Annotated in this window: 20 protein-coding genes and 1 pseudogene; 12 read left to right on the top strand and 9 right to left on the bottom strand. The window is 37.1% G+C overall.

What is annotated here, in order from left to right:
• Window positions 1-692: 692 nt before the first annotated feature.
• Window positions 693-3,686, bottom strand: coding sequence for a UPF0182 family protein (locus tag QNJ50_RS00440; protein ID WP_300630899.1), 2,994 nt, complete (start codon window positions 3,684-3,686; stop codon window positions 693-695).
• A gap of 610 nt (window positions 3,687-4,296) precedes the next feature.
• Between QNJ50_RS00440 and QNJ50_RS00435 the strand changes: the two genes are divergently transcribed.
• The 3 genes from QNJ50_RS00435 (at window position 4,297) to QNJ50_RS00425 (ending at window position 6,667) form a co-directional block, all read left to right on the top strand.
• A complete protein-coding gene (locus QNJ50_RS00435) occupies window positions 4,297-4,569 on the top strand; it encodes a hypothetical protein (protein WP_300630896.1) in 273 nt (90 codons plus the stop codon).
• 876 nt (window positions 4,570-5,445) lie between these two features.
• Window positions 5,446-5,667 carry a hypothetical protein gene (locus tag QNJ50_RS00430; protein WP_300630892.1) on the top strand — a complete coding sequence of 74 codons (222 nt, stop codon included), beginning with the start codon at window positions 5,446-5,448 and terminating at the stop codon, window positions 5,665-5,667.
• A 328-nt stretch (window positions 5,668-5,995) separates the two neighbouring features.
• Entirely contained in the window at window positions 5,996-6,667 is a 672-nt protein-coding gene (locus tag QNJ50_RS00425) for a Fe2+-dependent dioxygenase (protein ID WP_300630889.1), read from the top strand.
• A gap of 248 nt (window positions 6,668-6,915) precedes the next feature.
• Here the strand turns inward: QNJ50_RS00425 and QNJ50_RS00420 are convergent, their stop codons facing one another.
• Together QNJ50_RS00420 and glpX are read right to left on the bottom strand one after the other, a co-directional pair.
• Window positions 6,916-8,202, bottom strand: coding sequence for a glutamyl-tRNA reductase (locus QNJ50_RS00420; RefSeq protein ID WP_300630886.1), 1,287 nt, complete (start codon window positions 8,200-8,202; stop codon window positions 6,916-6,918).
• A 144-nt stretch (window positions 8,203-8,346) separates the two neighbouring features.
• A complete protein-coding gene (gene glpX, locus QNJ50_RS00415; RefSeq protein ID WP_300630884.1) occupies window positions 8,347-9,384 on the bottom strand; it encodes a class II fructose-bisphosphatase in 1,038 nt (345 codons plus the stop codon).
• A gap of 398 nt (window positions 9,385-9,782) precedes the next feature.
• On the opposite strand from glpX, the gene grxC reads away from it, so the two are divergent.
• The 3 genes from grxC to QNJ50_RS00400 all read left to right on the top strand — a co-directional run bounded on the left by grxC (window position 9,783) and on the right by QNJ50_RS00400 (window position 11,618).
• Window positions 9,783-10,097: a glutaredoxin 3 gene (gene grxC, locus QNJ50_RS00410; RefSeq protein ID WP_300630881.1), complete on the top strand. Its 315-nt coding sequence runs from the start codon at window positions 9,783-9,785 to the stop codon at window positions 10,095-10,097.
• 163 nt (window positions 10,098-10,260) lie between these two features.
• Window positions 10,261-10,749, top strand: coding sequence for a tRNA adenosine(34) deaminase TadA (gene tadA, locus QNJ50_RS00405; RefSeq protein ID WP_300630878.1), 489 nt, complete (start codon window positions 10,261-10,263; stop codon window positions 10,747-10,749).
• 110 nt (window positions 10,750-10,859) lie between these two features.
• A complete protein-coding gene (locus QNJ50_RS00400; RefSeq protein ID WP_300630875.1) occupies window positions 10,860-11,618 on the top strand; it encodes a 1-acyl-sn-glycerol-3-phosphate acyltransferase in 759 nt (252 codons plus the stop codon).
• Window positions 11,619-11,749: 131 nt separating this feature from the next.
• Here QNJ50_RS00400 and QNJ50_RS00395 read toward each other — a convergent pair whose 3' ends face one another.
• On the bottom strand, window positions 11,750-13,852 hold the full coding sequence (locus QNJ50_RS00395) for a S8 family serine peptidase (protein WP_300630872.1): 2,103 nt from the start codon (window positions 13,850-13,852) through the stop codon (window positions 11,750-11,752).
• A gap of 172 nt (window positions 13,853-14,024) precedes the next feature.
• Between QNJ50_RS00395 and QNJ50_RS00390 the strand changes: the two genes are divergently transcribed.
• The 3 genes from QNJ50_RS00390 (at window position 14,025) to grxD (ending at window position 15,806) form a co-directional block, all read left to right on the top strand.
• Window positions 14,025-14,627, top strand: coding sequence for a hypothetical protein (locus tag QNJ50_RS00390; protein WP_300630871.1), 603 nt, complete (start codon window positions 14,025-14,027; stop codon window positions 14,625-14,627).
• A 391-nt stretch (window positions 14,628-15,018) separates the two neighbouring features.
• Window positions 15,019-15,252 (top strand): BolA family protein, encoded by a 234-nt coding sequence (locus tag QNJ50_RS00385; RefSeq protein ID WP_027846372.1) that lies wholly within the window; start codon window positions 15,019-15,021, stop codon window positions 15,250-15,252.
• Between the two features lie 230 nt (window positions 15,253-15,482).
• A complete protein-coding gene (gene grxD / locus QNJ50_RS00380; RefSeq protein ID WP_027846373.1) occupies window positions 15,483-15,806 on the top strand; it encodes a Grx4 family monothiol glutaredoxin in 324 nt (107 codons plus the stop codon).
• 258 nt (window positions 15,807-16,064) lie between these two features.
• On the opposite strand, the gene QNJ50_RS00375 is transcribed toward grxD, so the two are convergent.
• On the bottom strand, window positions 16,065-16,307 hold the full coding sequence (locus tag QNJ50_RS00375; RefSeq protein WP_027846374.1) for a DUF6761 family protein: 243 nt from the start codon (window positions 16,305-16,307) through the stop codon (window positions 16,065-16,067).
• 572 nt (window positions 16,308-16,879) lie between these two features.
• On the opposite strand from QNJ50_RS00375, the gene QNJ50_RS00370 reads away from it, so the two are divergent.
• Window positions 16,880-17,659 (top strand): response regulator transcription factor, encoded by a 780-nt coding sequence (locus QNJ50_RS00370; protein ID WP_300630969.1) that lies wholly within the window; start codon window positions 16,880-16,882, stop codon window positions 17,657-17,659.
• Window positions 17,660-17,724: 65 nt separating this feature from the next.
• On the opposite strand, the gene QNJ50_RS00365 is transcribed toward QNJ50_RS00370, so the two are convergent.
• From QNJ50_RS00365 to QNJ50_RS00350, 4 genes and pseudogenes are all read right to left on the bottom strand, one after another.
• Window positions 17,725-18,498: an ATP-binding cassette domain-containing protein gene (locus QNJ50_RS00365; RefSeq protein WP_300630967.1), complete on the bottom strand. Its 774-nt coding sequence runs from the start codon at window positions 18,496-18,498 to the stop codon at window positions 17,725-17,727.
• Between the two features lie 197 nt (window positions 18,499-18,695).
• Window positions 18,696-19,244 (bottom strand): hypothetical protein, encoded by a 549-nt coding sequence (locus QNJ50_RS00360; RefSeq protein ID WP_300630966.1) that lies wholly within the window; start codon window positions 19,242-19,244, stop codon window positions 18,696-18,698.
• Window positions 19,245-19,767: 523 nt separating this feature from the next.
• Window positions 19,768-20,220: a DUF4079 domain-containing protein gene (locus QNJ50_RS00355; protein WP_300630868.1), complete on the bottom strand. Its 453-nt coding sequence runs from the start codon at window positions 20,218-20,220 to the stop codon at window positions 19,768-19,770.
• 148 nt (window positions 20,221-20,368) lie between these two features.
• Window positions 20,369-20,760: pseudogene (locus tag QNJ50_RS00350) on the bottom strand (DUF1830 domain-containing protein).
• Between the two features lie 649 nt (window positions 20,761-21,409).
• Between QNJ50_RS00350 and QNJ50_RS00345 the strand changes: the two are divergent.
• Both QNJ50_RS00345 and QNJ50_RS00340 read left to right on the top strand, forming a co-directional pair.
• Entirely contained in the window at window positions 21,410-23,008 is a 1,599-nt protein-coding gene (locus QNJ50_RS00345) for a photosystem II high light acclimation radical SAM protein (protein ID WP_300630866.1), read from the top strand.
• 357 nt (window positions 23,009-23,365) lie between these two features.
• On the top strand, window positions 23,366-24,766 hold the full coding sequence (locus tag QNJ50_RS00340; RefSeq protein ID WP_300630864.1) for a DICT sensory domain-containing protein: 1,401 nt from the start codon (window positions 23,366-23,368) through the stop codon (window positions 24,764-24,766).
• The last annotated feature ends 67 nt before the right edge of the window (window positions 24,767-24,833 follow it).

Genomic DNA, 24,833 nt, shown 5'->3' with positions numbered 1-24,833 from the left:
AATTTTTTTACTTCTTGACTTTTAGGAAGACAGAAGAGATTACTCCACACGAGCTTTTACAGGTTTTTCCCTTGTGGTTTGAGCGGAGTAAATTTGTGTAGGAGTAAATAGAGTGTACCTAGGGCACAATTCTGCGATAACATTATGTACTGTGTTTGCAGCTAGTTTTCGTAAGCGAATCAAATCGGAGTTCAAATTACAAATTATTACAAATTACAAATTATTAATTTATATTAATTTTGTAAGGTTTAGCTAACTAAACTACTTTTTCTTAAGTTATTTTTCATATTTTGCTCCTCTTGTGCGACAGAAAACCTCTAATTAGTTGAAAGATTAATCAGGAATTGAATAAAACTGTAGTTAACGGCTATGGAAACTTGCTCTGAATGAATTGATTTGCAATAGAAATATTAATTATGCAGCTGTCGTTGTACGTGGAATTTTCACGACTCGCATTTTTTAAACGTCCGGAGTGGAAGATATAGATATTATCTCACGCCCACCTGGGGCGATTCATCAAATAACAAAAATGATGAAAAATCAATTTTATTTGAACCGATAAGTTATGCTTAATCACATTATTAGCAATCCTAAGACTTTGATTTTAAGCCAACATATTACGTCTAGACCTAAGATTGTAATTTAAATCCAGATAACAGTAATGGTTGTATTCTTTATTTTTAATTAGGGATTTACTCTTCAGGATTAGTAGTATCAATTGTCGGTACTGCAATATTTATCGGAGGAATGAGATTTTCTTTTAGACCTGTCGTATTGTATTTTGGATCGAATATTTTTTTGATTGCCTTTTCTAAACTTTCTTCCATGACAATCTTATTTTCATAAAAAATAATTACTCGTATCAAAGTTGGCAAACTATTTCTTTCTGCTTCCAAATAAAGTGGTTCAACATATAGTAATGACTGCTCAATAGGTATAACTAGTAGATTTCCTTGAATTGCTCGGGAACCCTCGCGATTCCAAAGAGTAATTTGTCGGGATATTTCTGGATTTTGATTAATTAAAGCTTCGATTTGTTTTTGTCCATAAACAAGTCTCTGTTTGGGAAATTCGTAAAGCAACAATTTACCGTACTGTTGACCATCCGAACGGGCTGCTAACCAAGCAATTAAATTTTCCCGTTGAGTAGGAGTAAAAGGTTGCATCAAAATAAATTCTTCATTCTTAGCAGTGGGCAATTTCATGATTAGATAATATGGCTTTACTGGACGTGCCTCTCTGCCATATACTTCTTTAGGTATTTTCCACAGGTCTTCACGATTATAAAAAACTTGTTCCTGTGTCATATGATATTCCAGTAAGCGTTCCGACTGAATAGAAAATAAGTCTACTGGATAACGTAAGTGAGCTCTCAGAGGAACAGGCATACTATCTAAAGGTTTTAAAAGATTGGGGAAAATAGCTTTAAATGTATTAATAATTGGATCTGTATCGTCTGCAACGTAGAAATCTACTGTACCGTTATAGGCATCAATAATTACTTTGACTGAATTGCGAACGTAATTGAAATCATTTTGACCTGGATCGGAATAGGGGTAGCGATCGCTAACTGTATAAGCATCAAGCACCCAGTAAAGATAAGTTCCTTCTCCTTTCTTATTAGTTGCATTTCCATTAGCAACGACTAAATACGGATTCTTGTCATAGCGTAGAAAAGGCGCAATTGCTCTTACCCGCTCTTTGATGTTACGGCGAAATAGAAGTTTTGTTTCCGATTTAAAGCTGCGTGTAAATAACATTTGCCAATCTTTGAGATATTGGGCAAATAACAAACGCCGCCACATCGAACCAATAGGGATACCGCCACGCCCATCATAAACGTTATAGGCGTTTTCATTACCTTTTGGGTAGTCAAACTCTTCAGTTTTTGTACCAGTCATTACATACGTATTAGCAATTTCACCATAATAAATTCGTGGTTGACCGATGGGAACACTGGCACGAATTCTCTTGGCAATCTGTAAAGAACTTGGAGTACCTTTATTCTCAACGCCAATATCTTTAACGTAATATTTTGGTAACCCTCCAGGAATGACTTCATTCACAGGGGAAAGGGTAAAGCCATAGCCATGGGTATAAAATAAATGTTCGTTAACCCAAGTTTTCGCTTGTTGTGGAACTCCGGAATAATCTAGTTCCCGTGCTGCGATGATAGTCTGTTGTTTCTCGCTACCCGTTCCTTCTTCTTTTCTTAAGGTATAACGATCTATATCAGCATCGGGGAACTTGTAGTAAGGTCGTATTTGTTGTAGTTGACGGTTAGTTTGTAGCAGTGGACGGGTGTCCCATAACCTAATGTTACTAATCGTTAAATCATTTTCTTGTAAGTCTTCCAAAGTCAACTTTCCTTGAGGATCGAAAGTTTTAACTTCTATGGAATCTAAATTAAATGCTCTACGGGTCAGTTCAATAGTACGCCTGATAAAAGGACGTTCTCGTGCTAATTCATTTGGTTTGACGATAAACTGCTGCACAACAGCAGGCAACATTTTGCTTGATATAGTTGCTACTATGAGAAATATTCCGATTGCATATACCAACTGACGAGCATGGGGTACTGACTCAGGATTAATTTGTGATACTCGAAACAATAAAATAATTCGCCATACCAAATAAATGGACATGACTATAGCAAAAAGACTTAAACCAGTATATATAGGTAACTCAACTGTAATATCAGTATAGCTAGCACCATAATTAATACCACGGGTTGAATAAAGTAACTTGTAACGTAAGAGCCAATAGCGCAGAGCAATCCCTAACATGAATAAACTAACTAACGCATTAATGTGGAGGCGCTGTAATAAGGAAAAGCCCGCAAATCTCCCTTCAGATATGGTGTCTGTTGATCGCAGATATGTTAAAGTAACTGCTACTAGACTGTAGCTTAATACTCCAATAAAACAAAAATCTAATAATTCCCAAACTGGTAATGAGAAAACATAAAAGCTAATATCTCTACCGAATAAATTATCTGTACGTTCGAAATTAGTAGAATTAAAATACTCTAAAATTTTATTCCAGTTTGCTGATACTAAAAAACCTATAAATGAACTGATGAGGAAAGATGTAATTTTTAAGTAATAGTGTGGATAACCCAAGATTGCAATGGTTAATCCCAAAAGTAAAATTAATTGTAGAATTGGGATCAAAACATTCTGCAAATTAAATAACTGTAGAAATAATGTCCAGGTTGTAGGTAATTGTAATGTAAAAGAAGGTAATTGGATTTGAGGATACCAAATTTTTAACGCTTCTTGACCATAATAGACTACTATTATTCCTCCTAATAGACTTAATACAATTACAACAGGTAACAACAAGCGTAAAGTAAAACCATACTTTGATGTCGTGAAAATTTCTGGTTTAGCTTTTTTCCAACGCCGAGGGAGAAAACGTTTGGAGACAAAATAAGGATTGCGGGATAAACTTTTAGCATTTTTGGCTACTCTCAAGTTAAAGAGTAGAAAAATTAATGTGATAAGAAAGCTAAATATCCATAATCCGATTTGAGTCGCTAAGCGTGTTGCCCATGTAGATAAATATCCTATTTCATCAAACCAGAAAATTTCTGCAGCTAGGCGGGAAATTAAATCAAAAGCCAGCCACACTCCCAATAACTGTAAAACTATTCGATACAGTTTTCTACTTAACGCACGAGGCATTGACATTTTGCAGCGACAACTAGATCTTTAATGAGAATTATTTTTTATTTAATTCTCTTTGAAGTTATTATAAACCTATTTTAGTTATGGAATAGCATATAAGTAAAAGTAAATTACATTTAAGATTATTAATAATACCTAAGCATCTATACAACTTTTATATTTATGAAGATGAATAATAATACTTTTTCAATAGAGCAATTAATTCATAAATTATAATCTTCATTGTCGGCATATTAATTAATATATTTATATGTAATTTTTATGTATTAAAAGTATTTACTTAATGTGAATTTCCTGATTAATAAATCATAAATGTGTTCTGTATTTCTTGATGAAAATCAATTTAAAAAGGTAAAAGTATATTAGTTTTGCCTGACTAGTAAAATTCAGTTCGTAAATTAGGCTGAAATCTAAAAGAATTACCACAAACTATTAGAAATATTATCTTCTTCGAATAGGGAAATTAAAGTGTCGAGATTTCTATTATTTAAAACCCCATATTTGAAGAGGTAATTACTGAGTTTGTGCAAATTTTAGATTGAGTGAATTTTAACTGAGGCAAAAAATAAACAACAAACTTTAATTACATTCAGTGAGGAGTATATCAATGAGTTCCAAAATTATTGCTACATTTTTGGCGTTAGGTTTGACCGTTACTGCTGCTGCTTGTGGTACCACTGGAGAAGGAGAGCAAGGAACCGAAAACAACGAAACAACAACTGAACAAACAGAAACACTCGAAGCTGAAGGTGGTGAAGGTGGTGAAGGTGGCGAAGAAGCTACAGAAGCTGAAGGTGATGAAGAAGCTACAGAAGCTGAAGGTGGCGAAGAATTTACAGAAGTTGAAGGCGAAGAAGGTGGCGAAGGTGGTGAAGGCTAAAATTAGCTAAGATTATCTACCAATCTCACTTGAGATTTGAAACCTACGGGACTTACGGAACGAAAGCGGATCCGTTGATAATTTGGAGAAGGTAGAGTTATCTCTATCTTTTCCTTACCTATACTTGAAAATATTATAAATATCTGCTATTTACCTATTTATAGAAACTTCACATAAAGTTGCAGGAAATCTTCTTCAGGCTTTAATTTTGTATTAAATACTATGCACTGTTTGCAAGTGTTGTTACGTTTACAATTTTCACCAATGCGATCGCATAAAAACGAGCGCCCAGACGTAATACATTACAGGATTAACAAGATTATTTGACTAGTTGCTAATTGTAATATTTTCAGTACTGCTGATTACAAGTGTTTATTTTTACATTTACTAAGTATTATCTTAAAAAGATTATGTGTTACAAATGTATCTCTTGTCTTGATACTAGATGAATCAAAAAAATATTTTTACACAAATATTTTATATTTTATTTTATATTGTGTGAGTTTTATGAATTAGAAGTTAGAATTGCCGAAATTGGCAGAAAAAACATCAAAACGATTTGCAAATATCATTGAAACTCTTGAGATTACAAGGGTAAATTTAACTTGAGTTAGATGTATTTTTGCTGTTTCGATGAAGTGGTTATTTTTGTAAAAAATATGCTTGTTTATTTAGTTGTTAATACTTCTAGGGTTGTAACATAAAAGTATTTTTCAAGCTTGTGGTTGTAGTGATAACTTTTACTTGCAAAAAGTCTCTGAAGCAATGTAGAATCATTTGCAATAAATAACAGATAGTAGGTAGTACGTATTCATTTGAATTGCGAAATCTATTAACTGATATTAACTGTGAGTGTATTTAGAGAAGAGTATTAATATGGGTTCAAAAACTATTGCGTTATTTTTAGCTATGGGTCTAGCTGCATCTGTAGCTGCATGTGGTCCAGCAACTGAAGGTGGTAGTGAAGAAGGAGCAAAAGAAGGTGACAAAGCCCCTAAAACGGAACAAGCTGAACCTGCATCACCTGCTGAAGGCGGAGAAGGTGGCGAAGGTGGAGGAGAAGGTGGCGAAGGTGGAGGAGAAGGTGGCGAAGGCTAATCTTTTCGGGCTTAAACCTTTTTATATGAGATAATCAAAGTCTATTCAAAATTTTCTCCCCTCCTAAACCCTCCTAAATATTGGAGGGCTTTTACAAGCTATTATTTTTATTATCCTTTTCTTTGATTATTATCCTTTGCCGAATTGATATTATTGCCCTGCTTACAGAGATTTAATTGATATAAATCTATTTCATTGGAAAGATTACAAAAATACCTTAATTTTGGATATTCACTTTCTGTGGAATGATCTCCAATATTTCATGGCGCTACACATATTTAACGGAAATATAAATCATAAGATATTTGAATTGCTTGATTGAAATCCAATGATTCTTTGTATTGAAAATGTTCTAAGTTCTGATGAGTTAAATTTTATTAACTCTTATCTTAAAGATGCTGAATTCGTAGATGGTAAAATAACAGCTGGATGGTTCGCCAAGAAAGTAAAAAATAATACTCAGCTGTCATCAAAGGCTACAACAACAAAAGAAGTAAGAAGTATCATAGCCCAAGCGCTAAAAAATAATAGGCTGTTTCAAGCTGCAGTACAACCAAAAATCATTCGCCCGATGATTATTAGTTGCTATGAGACGGGAATGTATTATGGTGCTCATACTGATAATGCATTAATGGGAGGTGAAAATCCCATGCGTTCCGATATATCTTTTACTTTATTTCTGAATTCTCCCAATGATTATTGTGGTGGAGCACTAGTAATCGATACTAGTTTGGGAGAGCAAAACTTTAAACTAGAAGCAGGAGGAATGGTTGTTTACCCTTCCACAACTTTACATAGAGTAGCAACAGTCACAGAAGGGAAAAGATTAGCTGCAGTGAGTTGGGTGCAAAGTTACGTTCGCGATGTTCACGAGAGAGAAATTTTATTTGATTTGGATACCCTTAAGCAAGCCATGTATCACAAATATGGTAAGACAGCAGAGTTTGACATAGCAGCCAAAACTCATGCGAACTTGCTACGTAAGTGGATTGAAGTTTAGTTATCAGTTGACAGTTAATGCGCAATACTTACAGTACGCTTACGCTAGACCGCGCACGCTTTACTAACAGTTTATGGCGGCGGCTGACGCCATGCTCTTACGGAATACAGTTATCAGTTGTCAGCGATCAAGGATTTGCTAAGACTGTATTATCGATCGCTGTACAGTATTTAAGTATTTTTGATACTTACCCTGGAATAATATAAGGTAAACTGATGACAATTAGCTATTTTCAATGAAGCTATTTTCTAATTAAATATTTTCTCCGCATCGAGATTAAATAGCGTTTGTAGAGTTTGCATGCAATTTTCTCTTGCTTCTACATCTTGCTGTGCCCTCAACTGTACCATTGGGTCATGCAAAATTTTATTAACAATACCTCGAGTTAAAGCTTCTATAACTTCTTGGTGCTTATCAGCAAACTCTGAACCCAACCTTGATAAAGCTTTCTCTAATTCTTGTTTGCGGATTGTTTCTATTTTATTTCGCAAACTGCTAATAGTAGAAACAGTTTCCAAGCTACGCAACCAAATATCAAAGGTCATTGACTCATCTTCCAAAAGTCCTTCAGCTTCTTGAGCTATTTGGCGACGACTTTCTTGATTTTGGGCTACCACTGCTTTTAAGTCATCAACATTAAAAGCCTGTACCTTCTCTATCTCATTAACATTTGCATGAATATTTCGCGGAACGGAAATATCAATTAACATTAACGAACTATCGGATTTTACTACTGGTTCTAATCCAACGCGATCCAGAATTGGTTCAGTCGCCGAAGTACTGGTAAATACTAAATTACTCTCACTAATAACTGACATCATATCCGCTAGAAGATGAGTCCTGATTTCGTACTCAGCAAATTGTTTTGCCAGTTTTTCAGCTCTTCCTAAAGAACGATTTATAATAGAAATTTCTGTAGCACCTTTTGATACTAAATGTTGCACTAGCAGCCTCGACATTTTACCAGCACCGAGAATTGCTACTCTACAACCATTCAAACTGTTCAATTTCATCTGTGCTAATTCCACTGCTGCAGAACTAATGGAAACTGCACCCGTACCAATACTGGTTTCAGTACGTACCCGCTTACCAGCAGTGATAGCTTGTTTGAACAATCGATTCAAAATAGTTTTAATACCTTGGTACTGTTGTCCCAGTTTATGAGTATTCTTGACTTGGGCTAAGATTTGTCCCTCTCCTAGTACCAAGCTATCCAACCCTGCAGATACTCGCATTAGATGCATAACCGCATCTTGGTGCAATAAGACAAATAAATGAGGTCTCAGAGAAGGAATGGGTAATTTACTGTGTTCGGAAAGAAATTGAGTAACTTCTCGCAGCCCCTGCTCAGTTTCAGAAGAAACAATGTAAATCTCTAAACGGTTACAAGTACTAAGGATTGCAACTTCATCAATATTTGCATAACTTAATAAATTTGCAATTGCACTTTCTACTTGTGGCTCTGGGATGCTCAATTTTTCCCTAACTTCCACAGGTGCTGTTTTATGGCTCAACCCAATAACTACTATATTCATCTTTTAAACTTTTAATAACTAATTGGGGATTGGGTATTGGGTCTCGGGATTGGGGATGGGGGTTGGGAACTAAGAGTATTGATTTATCTTATTTCCCAATCCCCACGATCTACAGATCTATGCCCCATCCCCTATGCCCTAATATTATTTAAGTTGTAAGCGTTGAGGCTCACCGAACATATGAACAGTATCAACAAAACGGGCAGTTTTGGATTGACTGGAAATTACTAAGCTTTGAGTTCTTGCACCACCATGGAAAAAGCGAACCCCTTCCATCAAGGTACCGGGAGTAATACCGCAAGCTGCAAACAATACGGTTTCTCCACAAGCTAGTTCTTCGGCATTATAAGTCTTATCGGGGTCATTAATACCCATTTCTTTGAGGCGAGCAAGATTACTTTCTTTGCTCTCCCCAATTAAACCTGTTTTTACTATTTCAGGATCGTATATTAATTGTCCTTGGAAATGTCCGCCCAAACAACGCATTGCAGCAGCGGAAATCACGCCTTCAGGTGCTGCACCAATTCCCATAAGTGCATGGATATTGGTACCTTCAAAAGCACAAGAAATTGCAGCGGAAACATCTCCATCACTGATCAAGCGTACCCTTGCTCCACAGCTACGAATTTCTTGAATCAGTTCTTTGTGGCGGGGACGATCCATTACCACTACTACCAATTCCTCAACCGAACGATTTAAGCACTCGGAAAGAATTTTTAAATTTTCGGTGGCAGACTTATTAATATCTACATGATTTTTTGCCGGCGCTGGAGCCGCTAATTTTTTCATGTAAAAGTCAGGTGCAGCAAATAAACCACCTTTTTCTGAAATTGCTAAAACAGCCATAGAACCATTTTGACCATAGGCTACCAAGTTGGTGCCTTCACATGGATCGACTGCAATATCAATTTCAACTAATTCTTCTGGGTTACAGAAATCTTTGGCATCAGGTCTGGCGCAAATACCGACTTCTTCGCCAATATAGAGCATGGGTGCATCGTCCCGTTCTCCTTCACCAATTACAATACGTCCGCGCATATGAATTTTATTCATTCGCTCCCGCATTGCTTCTACAGCAACTTGATCGGCGGTATTTTTTTCACCTTTACCCATCCAGCGCGAAGATGCAATCGCTGCTTGTTCTACTACCTCAATGATCTCTAATCCCAGAGTATTTTCCACGAAGTCTGCCCTCTCGATAGCTTGATTCTGCGTTGTTTGCGAATAACCTTTTCAGTTTTCAAGTCTACCAAAGCAAGTATACCTATGGAAAATAGTTAACACTCGTGTCGTGTTAAGTTTTGCTGCTAAATACTGGCAATTAACTACATTTTTCGACAATAACTGTGTATATTTTGCGGGAATGTAGAAAGGAGTACAGGAGATATTTATTTTAGTAATTCTAGTCACCAGAATCACATCTAAACCTAGTCACCAGAATCACATCTAAACTTCTCCTTTGAAGAATTATGCTTTCTTGGAATTTATTAATTCCACCTAGGCTACCAGAAACTTAAGATACACCGAGCTTTCTACTGCTAGGCTAAAGAAAATATGGTTCCAATATTATATTTTTTAAGATGCTTGAATTTCTGAATCCATTGCTAGGAAGAGATCCCAAACGTATTAAAGCAAATGTTGAAATCTACACTTGGCAAACTTGTCCTTATTGCATCCGTGCAAAAATGCTGTTGTGGTGGAAAGGCGTAAAGTTTACTGAATATAAAATTGACGGTAATACTGAGGCAAGGAATAAAATGTCGGAGCGCGCTAATGGGCGTCGCACGGTACCGCAGATTTTTATTAATAATCAGCATATAGGTGGTTGCGACGATTTGTATCAACTGGATAGTCAAAGCCAACTTGACACAATATTAGCAAAATCACCAATGTAGATCGCTTTAAAAAAATATATTCTGGATAAAATCTTCTTTTTGTGGGATGGCAAACTAGGCTATCCCATATATTTTTTCTCTAAGCGTAAATTTTCTAGGGTAAACCTTAAATTGTCTTGCTACATTATTCCGACATTCGAATCACTGTTCTCCCACTTTAAATATGTTATTCGATTATTCAGAATATCTTATACATCGGAAATGGATGAGCCGTGCATTAGAAGTAGCTGAGGCTGCAGGTAATTGCGGTGAAGTTCCTGTTGGCGCTGTGATTATTGATTCATTTGAAAATGTAATTGCAGAAGCAGGTAATAGAAAACAAAGAGACCACGACCCTACGGGTCATGCGGAAATTATCGCCATCAAAACAGCAACCCAAAGTTTGCAAAATTGGCGTTTGCAGGACTGCACTCTTTATGTGACCTTGGAACCTTGTCCGATGTGTGCTGGCGCTATAGTACAATCACGTTTAAAACTTTTGGTATACGGAGTCGACGATCCAAAAACTGGGGCGATTCGAACCACAATGAATATTCCCGATAGTGCGGCCTCTAATCACAATTTGCAGGTTATTGGAGGAGTTTTAGAGGCTGATTGCCGGCAACAATTACAAACTTGGTTTGCTGCTCGAAGAACGAAAAAAAAACTGTAAGGACAGAGACAAAACTGTCCCGCTAGTATCACACAAGTGAGTAAAGAAAATCTACGGTGTTACTAATGAAGATTTAATCACATACGAATTTCCAATCAGCAGCTACCAAGATGATAGATTTTTACTCTTTATCCCATGTCCCCGAACAAAAGCCATTACGGAATAATCTTTCCAGAATAAATTACAATGTTTCTCCTTGGCTGAGCACCATTGCCTACATCCTAGGGCGTAATCTTCTTTTGCCTTTATTTTTTCGGCAAGTTCGAATTACCGGTAAAGAAAATCTACCTCGCACAGGCCCTATTATTCTTGCCCCAACCCACAGAGCGCGTTGGGATTCATTACTTCTACCCTTTGCAGCAGGTCGCTGTGTCACAGGAAGAGACTTGCGTTTTATGGTCACGATGAATGAATGCCAAGGACTCCAAGGTTGGTTTGTACGCAAAATGGGAGGATTCCCCGTAGATACTCGTCGTCCTTCTATTGCTTCTTTGCGTTATAGCATTGAGTTATTGGTAGAAGGGGAAATATTAGTTATTTATCCAGAGGGCGACATATTTCGCGATGGTTTAATTCATCCTTTAAAACCAGGTATTTCGCGTTTAGCTTTAACTGCTGAATCAAGTAATCCCAGCTTAGGAATCAAAATCGTACCAATTGCGATTAATTATAGCCAACCTTATCCCAGTTGGGGTGATGATGCGAGTATTAACATTGGAAAGCCCATACAAGTGAAGGATTTTATCGGCAATTGCATCAAGAAAGATGCCAAACTTCTCACTGCTAAATTACTAAGTAAACTTCAGCAATTGGATGAACGCCAATCCGAAATCAATTCCTCTCCTTTTGCAGAAATTCCCAACTCTTAAGTACCCAACTCTTAAATAATTGTTTACTTCTTAAGTATTGCTTGCTTTATATAGACTGTTACAGATCGGCGACATATTATTCTGAATTCTGTTACTTTAACTGTGATTTTTAGTTTCAATTGCTTGAATTATTAAATCCCTAGGACTAATTCCCAACTATTCAGACTTCCTATATCCTGAAGAGCTAAGTCAATTATCAATATTTGCCAATTTCCTTTGGCTGAAATTGATAAAAATTGCTTAAGCGCAGGATTTGATCGCGTCGTATAAGTTTTATTTAAATAAGTTTGACGCCCCAAAGTTCGATTTTGCAGTAATACTTTTTGATTGTTTGGGGCAAATAAATAAATTTCCAAATCACCTAAAAACTCGTGATTCACGTCCACCGTGACCTGAATATCTTTGATTGGGCTAGAATCAGTTATTGAAATTCTACTTTTGACCCCACGGCTGTCATTGTCTGGAATAACTAAACGGGTACGATTGCTCCCACCGACTTGTTTAGTTGCAAGAGGTGAAGCAATGGTAGAAGCCCGCGCTACTTGTACTGCTTTTGCGGCATTAACTTTACCGTAACCAAACCATTGTGAATGTCCATTTTCGTCGTAACTTCCCAAACGTAATCCTAATTGGGGGTCAGGTTCGGAGTCTACAATTTTGTCGGTGGTTTCTTGCAAAATATGTTTTACCTGCTTTGCAGTTAGGTTTGGGTTTACCGACAAAATTAATGCTGCAACACCGGCTACAACTGGAGTTGCGCTGGAAGTACCGCCAAAATTGCTGGTGAAGTTACCTTTCCCATAACCAGCAGCACCCAATTGGTCAGTAGTTAACATTCCTCTTCCATAAACTGGTTGTCTAATTGATGGCTGTGTATAAACAAAACCAGTTTCTTGAAACCACATTCCCGGTAATGCATTATTACTAGGAGCGCATACAGAAATATTCCTTCCCCAATTACTATAGGCTGCTTTTTTATTCATACTTGTAGCGGCAGATACTGTAATTACATCAGGATGCACTCCAAAACCATTTAGCCATTTTGTATTACCCCGTAAAATATTTTTAATCCATCCCTGTTCGTAAACAGTTCCGTCAATTGGACGATTAGCATTACCGGCAGCAAATAAAATAACGCAACCCTTACCATTACGCCCTTGTGTTGCAGCGCGAGTAATTACAGCCCGTTGGCGTAAGGACAAGGGGAAATAAACAGCAGATGCACCCCAGCTACAGGAGATTATAGATGCGCCCTTGTCAATAGCCCATTCAAAAATTTCTTCGACGGATCGGTCGTCAAGGTATCCGGTGGTACGAATCGGCATTAACGTACAACCAGGTGCGACTCCCGTAATTCCAATACTATTTTCTTCGGCTAAAACTATTCCTGCACAAGCGGTACCATGACTTGTTTCTTTCTCATTAGGTAAAGGCAAAAAATCGTTTTCTTTTAAATCTCTAGGAGCAACTATTTTACCAACCCCTTGAAAGTCTGGATGATCCAGGTCGAAGGAATCATCTACTACAGCCACAACTACAGAACGAACCCCGCGAGTTACATCCCAGGCTTTTTCTACGTCAATATGAGCGCCAGGAGCCAACAAATTACCACCATTATGATTGAGATACCATTGTTGTGGATAAAGTGGTTCTCGTGGTTTGTAGTGGGGCTCGGCTTGAATAATGATATTTGCCTCTGCTGCCAATATTTCAGAAAAGCCTGTGAGACGGTTAGCTATTTTGATCGGATTTTCCGTAGCTTGTTTGCTAACTAAAAAAACCCAAGTGTTTACTAAACCAAGAACTGGTCGCTCCTTGACTAAACCAAATTCAGCAGTGATCGCAAGAATTTTTTTGTCATTTACCTCTGCAGCAAATTCAATAGTAATTTGGTCGCTTAAATAAACAAAAGTTCCCGGATAGTCCCTCAACTTATATACATGGGAAGCAAAAATAATATTTTGGCTAGAACGTGCTTGCACCATCGCAGCTTCGAGCCTTGTAGGTGTAACACTAAATAATTCCAAATCCATTTTAGGGATAGAGCAAATCCAAGTACTCAAAAAATTTGGAGAAAGTTTTTGTGACGCGATATTATTTTGTGGGCGAATAGTAAATCTATCTAAAGCTTTTTCTAAAATTAATTCTTCCCCACCTCGTTGTAAAACAACTCCTAAATTATTGGGTGAAATACCAGACGAAGAAAAAGCATAAGGGTCAGTTGAATTTTTCATGGCAGTGGTGTCAATTGGTGTCTAGAAAAGGACTGGGAACTTAATTCAAGCAAATACCGGTCTAAATCTGAGAAACTTAGTATGTGGGTTTGCTTTGTCAAACAACAAAACAGAGTTAAGATACCTCAAGTTTCTATCCCTCTTGTATTTAGTTGTCGCGCGGATTAACCACATGAAAATTGCTGCAACTGCTTCTTTGATTCGCTTCGTTTCATTGGTAATGATAGCTACTTTAAGCTCGCTATCACCAGCCCAAGCTCAGGTACAGAACCTACCAGATACGGGTAATAATGTACAGCCTATTGACCCTAACGACCCGAATACTCTCCGTCCAACAGGTCAAAGTGGTGCTTTACTCAGCATTGAAAATGGCAAGCGCTTAATGAGCGATGCGAGTAATGCTGTTTCATCCCAAAATTATTCAGAAGCGGCAAAAAAGCTTCAAGATGCTAGATCCGTTTTTAATCAACTATCAAATTTCTACCAGCAACTAAATTCTAGTTTTTCTGGAATAGATAATAGAGTTGCCGATACTTTAAGGAAAAAAGCACGAGACACAGCCCAAATGCGTGATGAAGCTACTTATCAACTAGCTTTAGTACATCGAGCACAAAACAAACCATCTCTTGCTGTACCTTTGTTGGTACAAATTATTAAAAGTCAAATGCCAACGCGGGATTTAGGTAAAAAAGCTTATCAACAATTATTAGAATTGGGTTTTGTTGATTCTCCTTTTGGTAGTGGTGCTAGCAACACTTCTTCATCTCAAAAATAATAGCGATTTTTTTCTTTTTCAACCGCGATATAAAAAGCATGACGGCAAAGCTGTCTCACAGAATACTCATAACCCGATAGGGCTTGGATATTTTGATTTCAGTTAAAATCCTTGCATCCCAACGATCCAAACCACTGCTTGAATTTTAGGCAGTGGTTTCTGCTTATTAGTGATTGGTAATTGGTAATTGGTAATCGGTCAAATTACATTAATTACTCCTGACTCCTGACTCCTGACTCCTGTTAGCGCAGCGTGACCGCAGGTCATATCCTGACTTCTAACTCCTGACTTCTAACTCCTGACTTCTAACTCCTGACTTTTGACTCCCGACTTCTGACTCCCGAATTCTCCATCTGTTCCATAATAGAAAAGAAGTTTTTTAGAGATGGTGATGATTAGTCCGCAGCAAGTTGAAGCAATGATTAAGGCGGAGCTTCCTGATGCTCAAGTAGAAGTACAAGACTTAACTGGTGGTGGAGACCATTACCAAGTTACTGTAGTATCATCGCAGTTTGAAGGTAAAAGACTGGTGCAACAACACCAATTGGTTTACGGTGCGCTAAATGAAGCAATGTCAAGTGAAGCTATTCATGCTTTGGCACTGAAAACATTAACCCCCCAATAGAGGGACAGCATATGCTGTTCGCCAAGGTTAAACTTACAAATATTGAGCGAGTGTATCAGTCAGCAACCCCCGACTAAAGTCAGAGGCTTAAGCGTACTAATTGTTTATACTCACCAATTCTGCTATCCTTACATTTCCGGTGGCGATTGGTTTGGAATACATCTACGTTGCTTGTAATCTTAACAGTTCAAACAAACGCTCATTAACTCAGAAATTATAGGTACATAACCATGACGCCAGAGATAAAAGAACGTATTGAGAACCTCATCAAACAAAACAAGATAATGGTTTTTATGAAGGGTTCCAAACTAATGCCCATGTGCGGTTTTTCTAACAATGTCGTACAAATTCTCAACTCTTTGGGAGTTCCCTTTGAAACTTTTGATGTTTTAGAAGACTACGATATCCGCCAAGGTATTAAAGAGTATTCTAACTGGCCCACAATTCCCCAGACATATATTAATGGCGAATTCATCGGTGGTGCTGACATTATGTACGAATTGTACCAAAAAGGCGAGTTACAGGAAGTTGTAGAAGTTGCATTAGCTTCATAAAACTTGTTTTTCGAGAGGGATTTATATAAGCACTAGATTTACTATTGCTTAATTCCTGGCACAAAAAATTACTTAACACAAATTCCCTCATTTATCTGCTACCACCAAATAAATGAGGGAATTTATGAGCTTTAATGTATCCCCAAAATTTCACACCACTGAATTATCTTGAATCAGGGAGATTATGTGATATAATCTATCCCGTCACTTGAGGATTACTGATAACATTTGGGCGAAAAAATATTAATAGCAATCGGATTAATAGTAATCTGGCTGGGGCTGCGTCATAGCAAAATTAGACGCATCATGTAGGTATCGTGTGGCTTCTTCTTCTAAACGGTGGATTAAAAAGGGTTCAATAGTGTTCCCATGTCGCAGTGCGGCTAAATATCCATCCAAATACATCCGAATATCATCTGTACGATAACCGCGATTCCAAAGTTCGACGAAGGCGTCAGTCAATCTTTGGTAATAACGGATGGTTTGTGCATCTTGGAGCATAACTGCTATAGAAATCTCTTTGGAATGAAAATTGTAAATTATTCCAGTTCAAAAGTGAAGTAGGTGCTAGGAACGACATCCAACAGCAAGTATTATTTTTTATTTTTAGGCGTCGTTGCTATTATCTACAAAATCACGTCTCATTATTCCAGAAAACTAAAAATGCAATTACCTCCTAACAAAGATATACGTTTACATTTGCTAACATACTGAAAATTAACTCATCGCAGTACTGAATTCGGATACTTTATGTGTCCCCGCGCAAAAGTTAAATAAATTTTACATCCCTATCAAACAGTATTACATTTTAATCTGTTGAAATAAAATTAGTTCAGGGAAATAAAACTCTTTTGATAAATGAAAATTAGGGAACAGGCATTATATGATAATTATAACAAAAACTTAAGGATGGAAAGTACTAAAGAGCAAATAGACTATTAAGCAAACAGATTACGTTGCTATATATAAATTGAAAACGCATTTGAACACAATATGAGTAACAACGGTTACAAAACCGAATGTAAAGACTTTGATACTTTGAAAATCACACACGAATGAGGGGTCTTGCCACCGTGGGTTCGGTTTGTATTGAAATCATAGAGGGGAATCCCCACTTGAGATCGTTACTTGGTTGGCACTTGCAACAATTAGAATATAGAGTTCATCAAGCTGCCAGCATATATCAAGCGAGGGAAGTTTTCATGAACTATCAACCAACATTGGTTATTCTTGATGCTGACTTACCGGATGGGGATGGCGTTGAGTTTTGCCGTTGGTTACATCGCCAGCAACAACCTTTAATATTAATGCTATCTGCTCGCTCTCATGAAGCAGATATAGTTGCTGGATTGAAAGCTGGGGCAGATGACTATTTAACAAAACCATTTGGAATGCAAGAGTTTCTAGCAAGGATAGAAGCATTAGTTCGTCGCAAACGTACTCCTGCTGCTCCGGCTTATTTAGATTATGGCTCTTTGCAAATCGATCTAGTACAGCGTCGCGTCCGTTTTCAAGGAGAATTTATTGATTTAACGCCTCAAGAGTTTAGTTTACTTTATGTTCTTGCGCAAGCAGGGGGAATACCTCTGAGTCGGTCGGAGTTATTGCGTCGGGCTTGGCCTGATGCTATTGATAATCCACGCACTATTGATACTCATGTTTTATCTTTGCGTAAGAAAGTTGAATTAGATCCCCGCCAACCTAATTTAATTCAAACAATTAGAAATGTGGGATACAGATTTAATATGGAGCTTCTTAACTCCAATTCACCTGAAACAACAAAGTTATCAAAAGAGAAGTTTAATAATCAGCGTCCTGCATTAAATGCCAAACAACTGACAGTTGACAGTTAAGATATTAATCCTGAGACAACTGGGTGAGAAGTGGGAGATCGATGAAATAAATCAATCTAGCTCACTTAAAATCCAAAATCGTCTTCCTCTGCCGCTTTTAACAAACTTTCTTGCAAGTTTTCCCAATTAACTTCAGAGGCTGCTAAATCGGCTAATATTTTTCCTTGTTGTAAGTGTATTAGTTTAGTACAAAACTTCTTAGCCAAGGTTAGTTGATGATTTACCATCAAAATAGTTGTCTTGCTGTCCTGACTCATGGTCACTAAGATTTCCATGAGCTTATTAGCATGACCTGCATCCAAGGCTGAAGTTGGTTCATCCAACAGCAGTAATTTGGGTTGGATAAGTAAAGCACGTGCGATCGCAACAATTTGTCGTTGTCCTGCAGACAACTGTAATTCTGTTTTTTCCAACCAATCGTTGGGAATTTGCAGTTTCTCTGTCCATTCATCCAAAATAGGGCGAATTTTTTGTTTGTTGAATCCACGTAATACTAACGGATAAGCCAAGACTTGTTTAACTTTCATCCCCAATAATTTTGCTTCTTGGGGTAGAAAAGTAACAGATTTGCGAAGCTCGATAATTGGTATTTGGTGATACTCTAAATTATCGAAATAAATTTTGCCATTTGTTGGTTCATCAAGTCTATTGAGTAAACGCAATAAAGAAGTTTTGCCTGCACCTGTGGATCCCACAATAGCAAGTCTTTCCCCTAAAATTGCTTGGAATGAAATATCCTGTAAGATTGGATATCCTAACTGATTCCTTTTTCCTTTAGCAAGTAAACTGCTATACAAATTTACTTTTTCAAGTTTGAGTATTATTGGAGAATTATTCAGCAATTTTAACCTTGATTGATTTAAGTTTTTCAGCTAAGTCTTTAAATTTCTAGATTTTGAGGGCTTGAAATTAGTTAGATATTTCTTGTGTCTATAATTTTTAATACAATAATTGAAAGTATGGGAGAGTAAGCTAGTACAAACTAGCCTCACCCATAAATGTAATGTAGCGATCGAGAATTGAAGCGATCAAGAAATTAAGCTAATTGTCCAGAAGATATTGCTATCATAATTGTCCAAGCATCAACCAAAAGCAATAGCAATGTAAAGCCTAACAAAATAAAGTACATCCAAGGCTGTGCTAAAGGATAAACATCTGTAGTATCAATTCCTGTTTTTTCTTCTACTAGTTTGACCATACGAGCAAATCCAGCAACTCGCATTGGTAATAAATAAGCTTTTTCTTCCTTACTAAGGAAGTAGTAAACGAGTCCTCCCTGACCTGTAGTGCGGGGCTTTAATTGTTTTATTTGTGACCAAGGCAAAGACCAACCATTGCGTAATAAACGTGGTACCCACGCAGCATAAGCTACTTTAATCCCTTGGGCATCTAAAATTACACGCTCGGTTAAAACACCATAAAGGATTATTAAACCTACACTAATACCTAACCAAAGCATGACAGGTGATACTGGTGCATTTGTAACCTCAGCAAGAAAAGGTAAAGGTAACGTGAGAGCTACATACAAAGATAAAAGTACGATTCGAATTAAAGGAGAAAGACGAAAAATAACGGGTGATTCCATACCAGGTAAATGGGTTTGAGCACAAAACAAAAATCCTGCTTCAATTACATGGTACTCCTGCACGCTAAAAAATTTTTATATCATTAGAATTTAACACGAAAAAAAATTAGGATTTATTTATAACTTTTGCGGACAGATAATTAAGATTCAAATCTAATATTTGAGCTATTAGCCTTGAGGTTATGAAAATTTGAAGAACAAAATCTGTAATTCTAAAAATCTGTAATTATTGACAAATATATAAAAAATAGCAAATATGCTCGAAATAACGATTATTTTGAGATCATAATCGATGTTCGAGATTTATATCTTCTAAAATTAGGTCTCACACTTAAACTTGTAATATTTTTGTGATTTTCTGGGACTCAATCAATTTCCCAACATAAATCAAATTTTATGTAATTTTGTGTTTGAATTTAGTGAAATAGCGACTAAACCTGACTCAAAAACGAGTAAGTATTTAGGTGAATGAGAATTAATCGCAATGATAAATTTTGAATCGCCAGTAACCAAGTTTAGAAAATCAAGGTAAATATTTTTGCACCACACTCCATCCCGTAAGTGACACCCAAACCAACATAAAAAATAACATCACATTGGTGGTAACGTGTATTCTTCTAAACCAGGGTTTTTCTGGTCTGATTTGCAATGCACTCACGGCAGAGAACATAACCAAAAGTACTGTAATCAATCCTGCGAGTAAGTGTGGAGAGTGTCCTAAAGAACCATAGTGACCGTAAGTACCAACAATTCCAATTGCCAGCAATAATAACACCAAACTTACCATACAGATCCCAAATATAAAGTGTAGAGAACGTAAGGAGAGAGGAAATTGATTTATTGGTTGTTGTTGCTGGAAAGTTCTAGTGCGAAATATCCAAAAACCAGTTACAGCTAAAATCAGATAAGCCAGTATGGACAGACCCATTGACCAAGCAGCGATTCTCCATAACCAAAGAAATGATGGTAAATCCAAATTAGTGAACCAATACAAAAGGCAAATTTCACTGTCTACTTTACTGCTAAATCACTACCTTTTATACACCATCAGGTAAATATTTTTTATAAATTTACCTAATAAAAAGGGGTTGCTGAAGTTAGCAACCCAGATACTTAATTTTTTCTTAATCAATTGATGCTAAGCCAAGGAATTTAAAGGTCTTTTTGATTCTATGGGTTTTGTATTAATCGTTTGCAATTTTTCTATTTTATTTATAGAACTTGAATTTATTTTAGGGTCTGTTTTTAATTCATTATTTTCTTCATCAATTGCTAAGCGTTCGCAGTTAATTGTATCTGACAAGATTGCACTTGCCATCATACCTGTATGAATTTCTAGTTGTCCCTCTAACGGAGCTTCAAACACTAGCCTTTGTCCGGGAAAAACAACCCTTTCAAAATACCAGTTAGCAATGTTAGAAATGCGAGCAATTTGTATTTTACTCGTAGCGTTAACATAGCAACAGAGAATTTTCTCTGATTGCTCCGGTGGGATGGGATCTAATATTTGAGCCATAAGTGCTGAGGAGTTTTACGCCACAATTTTAACTTACACCAGTCAAGCTAGCACTGCCCGATCCCCAGTTACTGTAACTCCTAATACCGTATGAAATTTTGTATCTTATTTATGTCTTAAGATAGGGCTGTGTTTATTAAATTTTCATGAAAAAAGATGCTTTTTTTACGAACCTATACTACTGGCGAACAATTTTTGTCTTTTTAATGTTGAGCAAAATACTTCTTTGCTTACCTACCCGTGTAAGGAACTTACGTTTAAAATTTTTTAGCTCTCCAACGGTTAAATCTTCGCTTCAAGAGTGTTATCGTAAAGCTATGGCTCAGATAAATTCACAAAACTTTACCTATACACAGGATTAATTTAACAAACTGAGGACTTTTGTCTTCTATGAGAAAATCTTGATAAGCATATTTACTTATTTGAGACTTGGTTTGATATCTAGCTGCTTATCACAAAAGCAAAATAAGAAAACAAATTTCTTCTCGTGTTTTTAAGGTTGATGACTGATTTTCATGACTTAAACAATTTTAATAAAACTTACTAATTTTCTAATCATCTACAGCTATCGATTAAAAGACTACCGATAATCAAAGCTGATTAACTTTTTTCTAAATCTTTATTCCAAAAACTGTTAAATCAAGGCAAGATGAAAATCAAAGAACTCGCTATGGATTGTCGAATTCTCTACGTCCGTCTCCCATGTAATCCCATTTTCCCAATTGGGGTCGTCTACCTTGCAGACCACGTACACAAATTATTTCCCGGAATCGAACAGCGAATCTTCGATTTGGGAACAATACCACCTTTAGATTATGCTTCTGCTTTGGAAAATTGTATTGATGAGTTTAAGCCATCTTTACTAATCTATTCTTGGCGAGATATTCACATTTTTGCTCCTGTAGGCGGACGAGGTGGCAATCCATTACAGTATTCTTTTGAGATTTTCTATGCCAAAAATCCCTTAGTGAAATTGCACGGTGCATTGGGGGGTTTACAAATGCTCAAAAGTTTTTACACGGAACTTTGGCAAAACCAGAGTTTGATTAAACGCGGTTTAAAGCGCGCTCAGCAATATAACAAAGATGTCCGCGTTATCGTTGGTGGTGGTGCGGTAAGCATATATTATGAGCAATTGAATAAAAGCCTGCCCAAAGGTTCGATAGTTTCCGTTGGTGAAGGGGAAGCACTGCTCGAAAAACTCCTTAGCGGTCAAGACTTTAGTGACGAACGCTGCTATGTAGTAGGAGAAAATCAACCACGTCAACGATTAATTCATGAAGCACCAACTGCTCTAGAAAAAACAGCTTGTAATTACGAATATATCGAAAGTATTTGGCCAGACTTTAATTATTATCTGCAAGAAAGCGACTTCTACATTGGCGTACAAACTAAGCGTGGTTGTCCCCATAACTGTTGCTACTGCGTTTATACAGTGGTGGAAGGGAAACAAGTACGTATTAATCCTGCAGATGAAGTTGTTGCAGAAATGCGTCAACTATACGATCGGGGGATTCGCAATTTCTGGTTTACCGACGCTCAATTTATCCCAGCAAAAAGATTTATCGACGACGCAGTAGAACTGTTACAAAAAATTGTCGATTCGGGAATGACGGACATTCATTGGGCAGCATATATTCGTGCTGATAACTTGACCCCTAAATTGTGCGAATTGATGGTAAAAACCGGAATGAACTATTTTGAAATCGGTATTACCAGTGGTTCCCAAGAGTTAGTCAGGAAAATGCGTATGGGTTATAACCTAAGAACTGTTTTACAAAACTGTCGGGATCTGAAAGCTGCTGGTTTCAATGATTTAGTTTCTGTTAACTACTCCTTTAACGTCATTGACGAACGCATCGAAACAATTCGCCAAACCATAGCTTATCATCGGGAACTCGAACGAATTTTTGGTGCGGATAAAGTCGAACCCGCAATTTTCTTCATTGGACTACAACCCCATACCCACTTGGAAGAATACGCCTTTAAGGAAGATATTCTCAAACCAGGTTATAATCCTATGCTGCTATTACCGTGGACTGCGAGAAAATTATTATGGAACCCCGAACCACTCGGCTCATTCTTCGGCAAAGTCTGCTTGCAAGCTATGCGGGAAAACCCCAATGATTTTGGGCGGGAAGTTATGAATATTTTGGAAGCTAAACTGGGTTGTGCGCCATTGGAAGAAGCATTAACAGCACCAATCGAGCAACAATCAAAACCCAAACAACTAGCAAAAATATCTTAATTCTTCCTTGCGTAACTATCCCATAAGTTAGGTGAAAACCTTCAAAGTGCTCCTGTGTCTTTATGGTTGGTTTATCTATGATGGAAATTAGAAAATAAAATCATAAAGATACAGAGCGCCGACACAGAATTAGGTATTTAAGTCCCGAGTGAATATAAAAACATTATTGTAGTATGTAACAAAAATCATTGGTATGGCAGTAAACTAAATTATTATGAGAAGACTTTTAATTTTTTTTTCTAATATAGTTACTTTTATTTAAATTTCTAAAATATTTAGATTTCTAAAATATTTAGATTTCTAAAATATTTAAATTTCTAAAAAGTTTCTTTACTTCAAGTTGATTTACCATACCCTATGTTAAAAGGCTCAATTCTCGACCAACTAGAAACGGCTCATCGCCATCAAAAAACATCATTAAAGCTGGGAGTATATTACAAAAATACTCTTGTTTCTTTGTGTCATGCCCTTGAAGATCATATTTTATCCGATGAGAGTTCGCCAATAGTTATTACAGCCTTTCAACAAGGTAAATGGTATCTCGAAGAAGCCGAAAGATATGCAGAGATGGCAAAGTGTTCCAGTCATATTGCGATTATGGCAGCGCCAGATGCAGTTTGGACAGAACATCCAACCAGTAAATTACCCAATGTGGATCTTGTTCCTTTAAATTCATCCGATCCTGTTGCCCAAGAATGGCACTTAATTATCCTATCGCCGAACTACACAGCAATGGTTCTGTGTCAAGAATTATCGCTAGAAGATTATGGAGCGGGAGGACGACCGGAATCAGATGTAGAACGGAAATTCTATGGTTTGTGGACATTTGAACCAACATTGGTTAAGCAAACAGCAGATTTAGCCATTAAGCATATCGGCAATTACAATCCCCAACTTGAGCAAAAACTTCTACAAGCTCAGAAGCAAATTAAAACAGCAGTAGCGACCCCAGAAGAATATGCAACGGTGGTTTCTCGCGTTGTAGACTATTTGCAAACTGGGCAAGAAAAACTTGATATACCCACGGCTTTACGTCATGAAGCCTTGGACAGTAATTTAATTTCCAACGAAATTCAGGCATTTTTGCGCATGGCGCAATTAATGGATCGGGCTGATATTAATAATCCAATGGCTGCAACAGAGGTCGTTTCCCTTGCAGAAACCTTGGCTCAAATTCTAGAACTACCAGCATGGCAAATTAAGCGATTAAGACTTGCAGCTTGGTTGCACCGTATAGACCCATTACAAAGAAGTCAAAGCATTCTGACTCCTGGAGGTAACATTCGTTACCAGGAAGATGCACCTAGCACTCCTTTAACTTGTCCGTTGATACCGGGAGCACAAGCCTTACGTAAAATGCCGAGATTGCGTGCGATCGCCCAAATAATTACTCATCAAACAGAATGGTGGGATGGTTCTGGAGAACCTGCAAGATTAACAGGGGATGAAATTCCTTTAGAATCCAGAATTTTAGCTCTAGTTTCAGATTTCCAATACCGAGTGAATCAGAAAAAAAATTCTGGACAAAACAGAGAACAAGTTTTTACACAAGCCTTGGAGGAATGTAGGGAGCAACAATCTTACCGCTTCGACCCCAAATTGGTTGATGCTTTAAGTCTCTTGGTAATGGGTTTACAGCAAGGACTAGAATTACCTGTCAATACACCGAAGTTTAGTTCGGGAATGTGGTTAACCGATTCTAAAACTGGTAGCGACGATCAAGTTAGCGAACAACAAATTAGAATCAACAAAATTTGATTGAAGTGCTTTGTATTTAATTTAATTTAATTTAATTTAATTTAGGCTTTGATTTAGTTCTTCAACT

Origin of the sequence: Mastigocoleus sp. MO_188.B34, assembly GCF_030065675.1 — a bacterium.
Taxonomy (GTDB): Bacteria; Cyanobacteriota; Cyanobacteriia; order Cyanobacteriales; family Nostocaceae; genus Mastigocoleus.
This window is presented reverse-complemented; position numbering and strand designations above follow the sequence as displayed.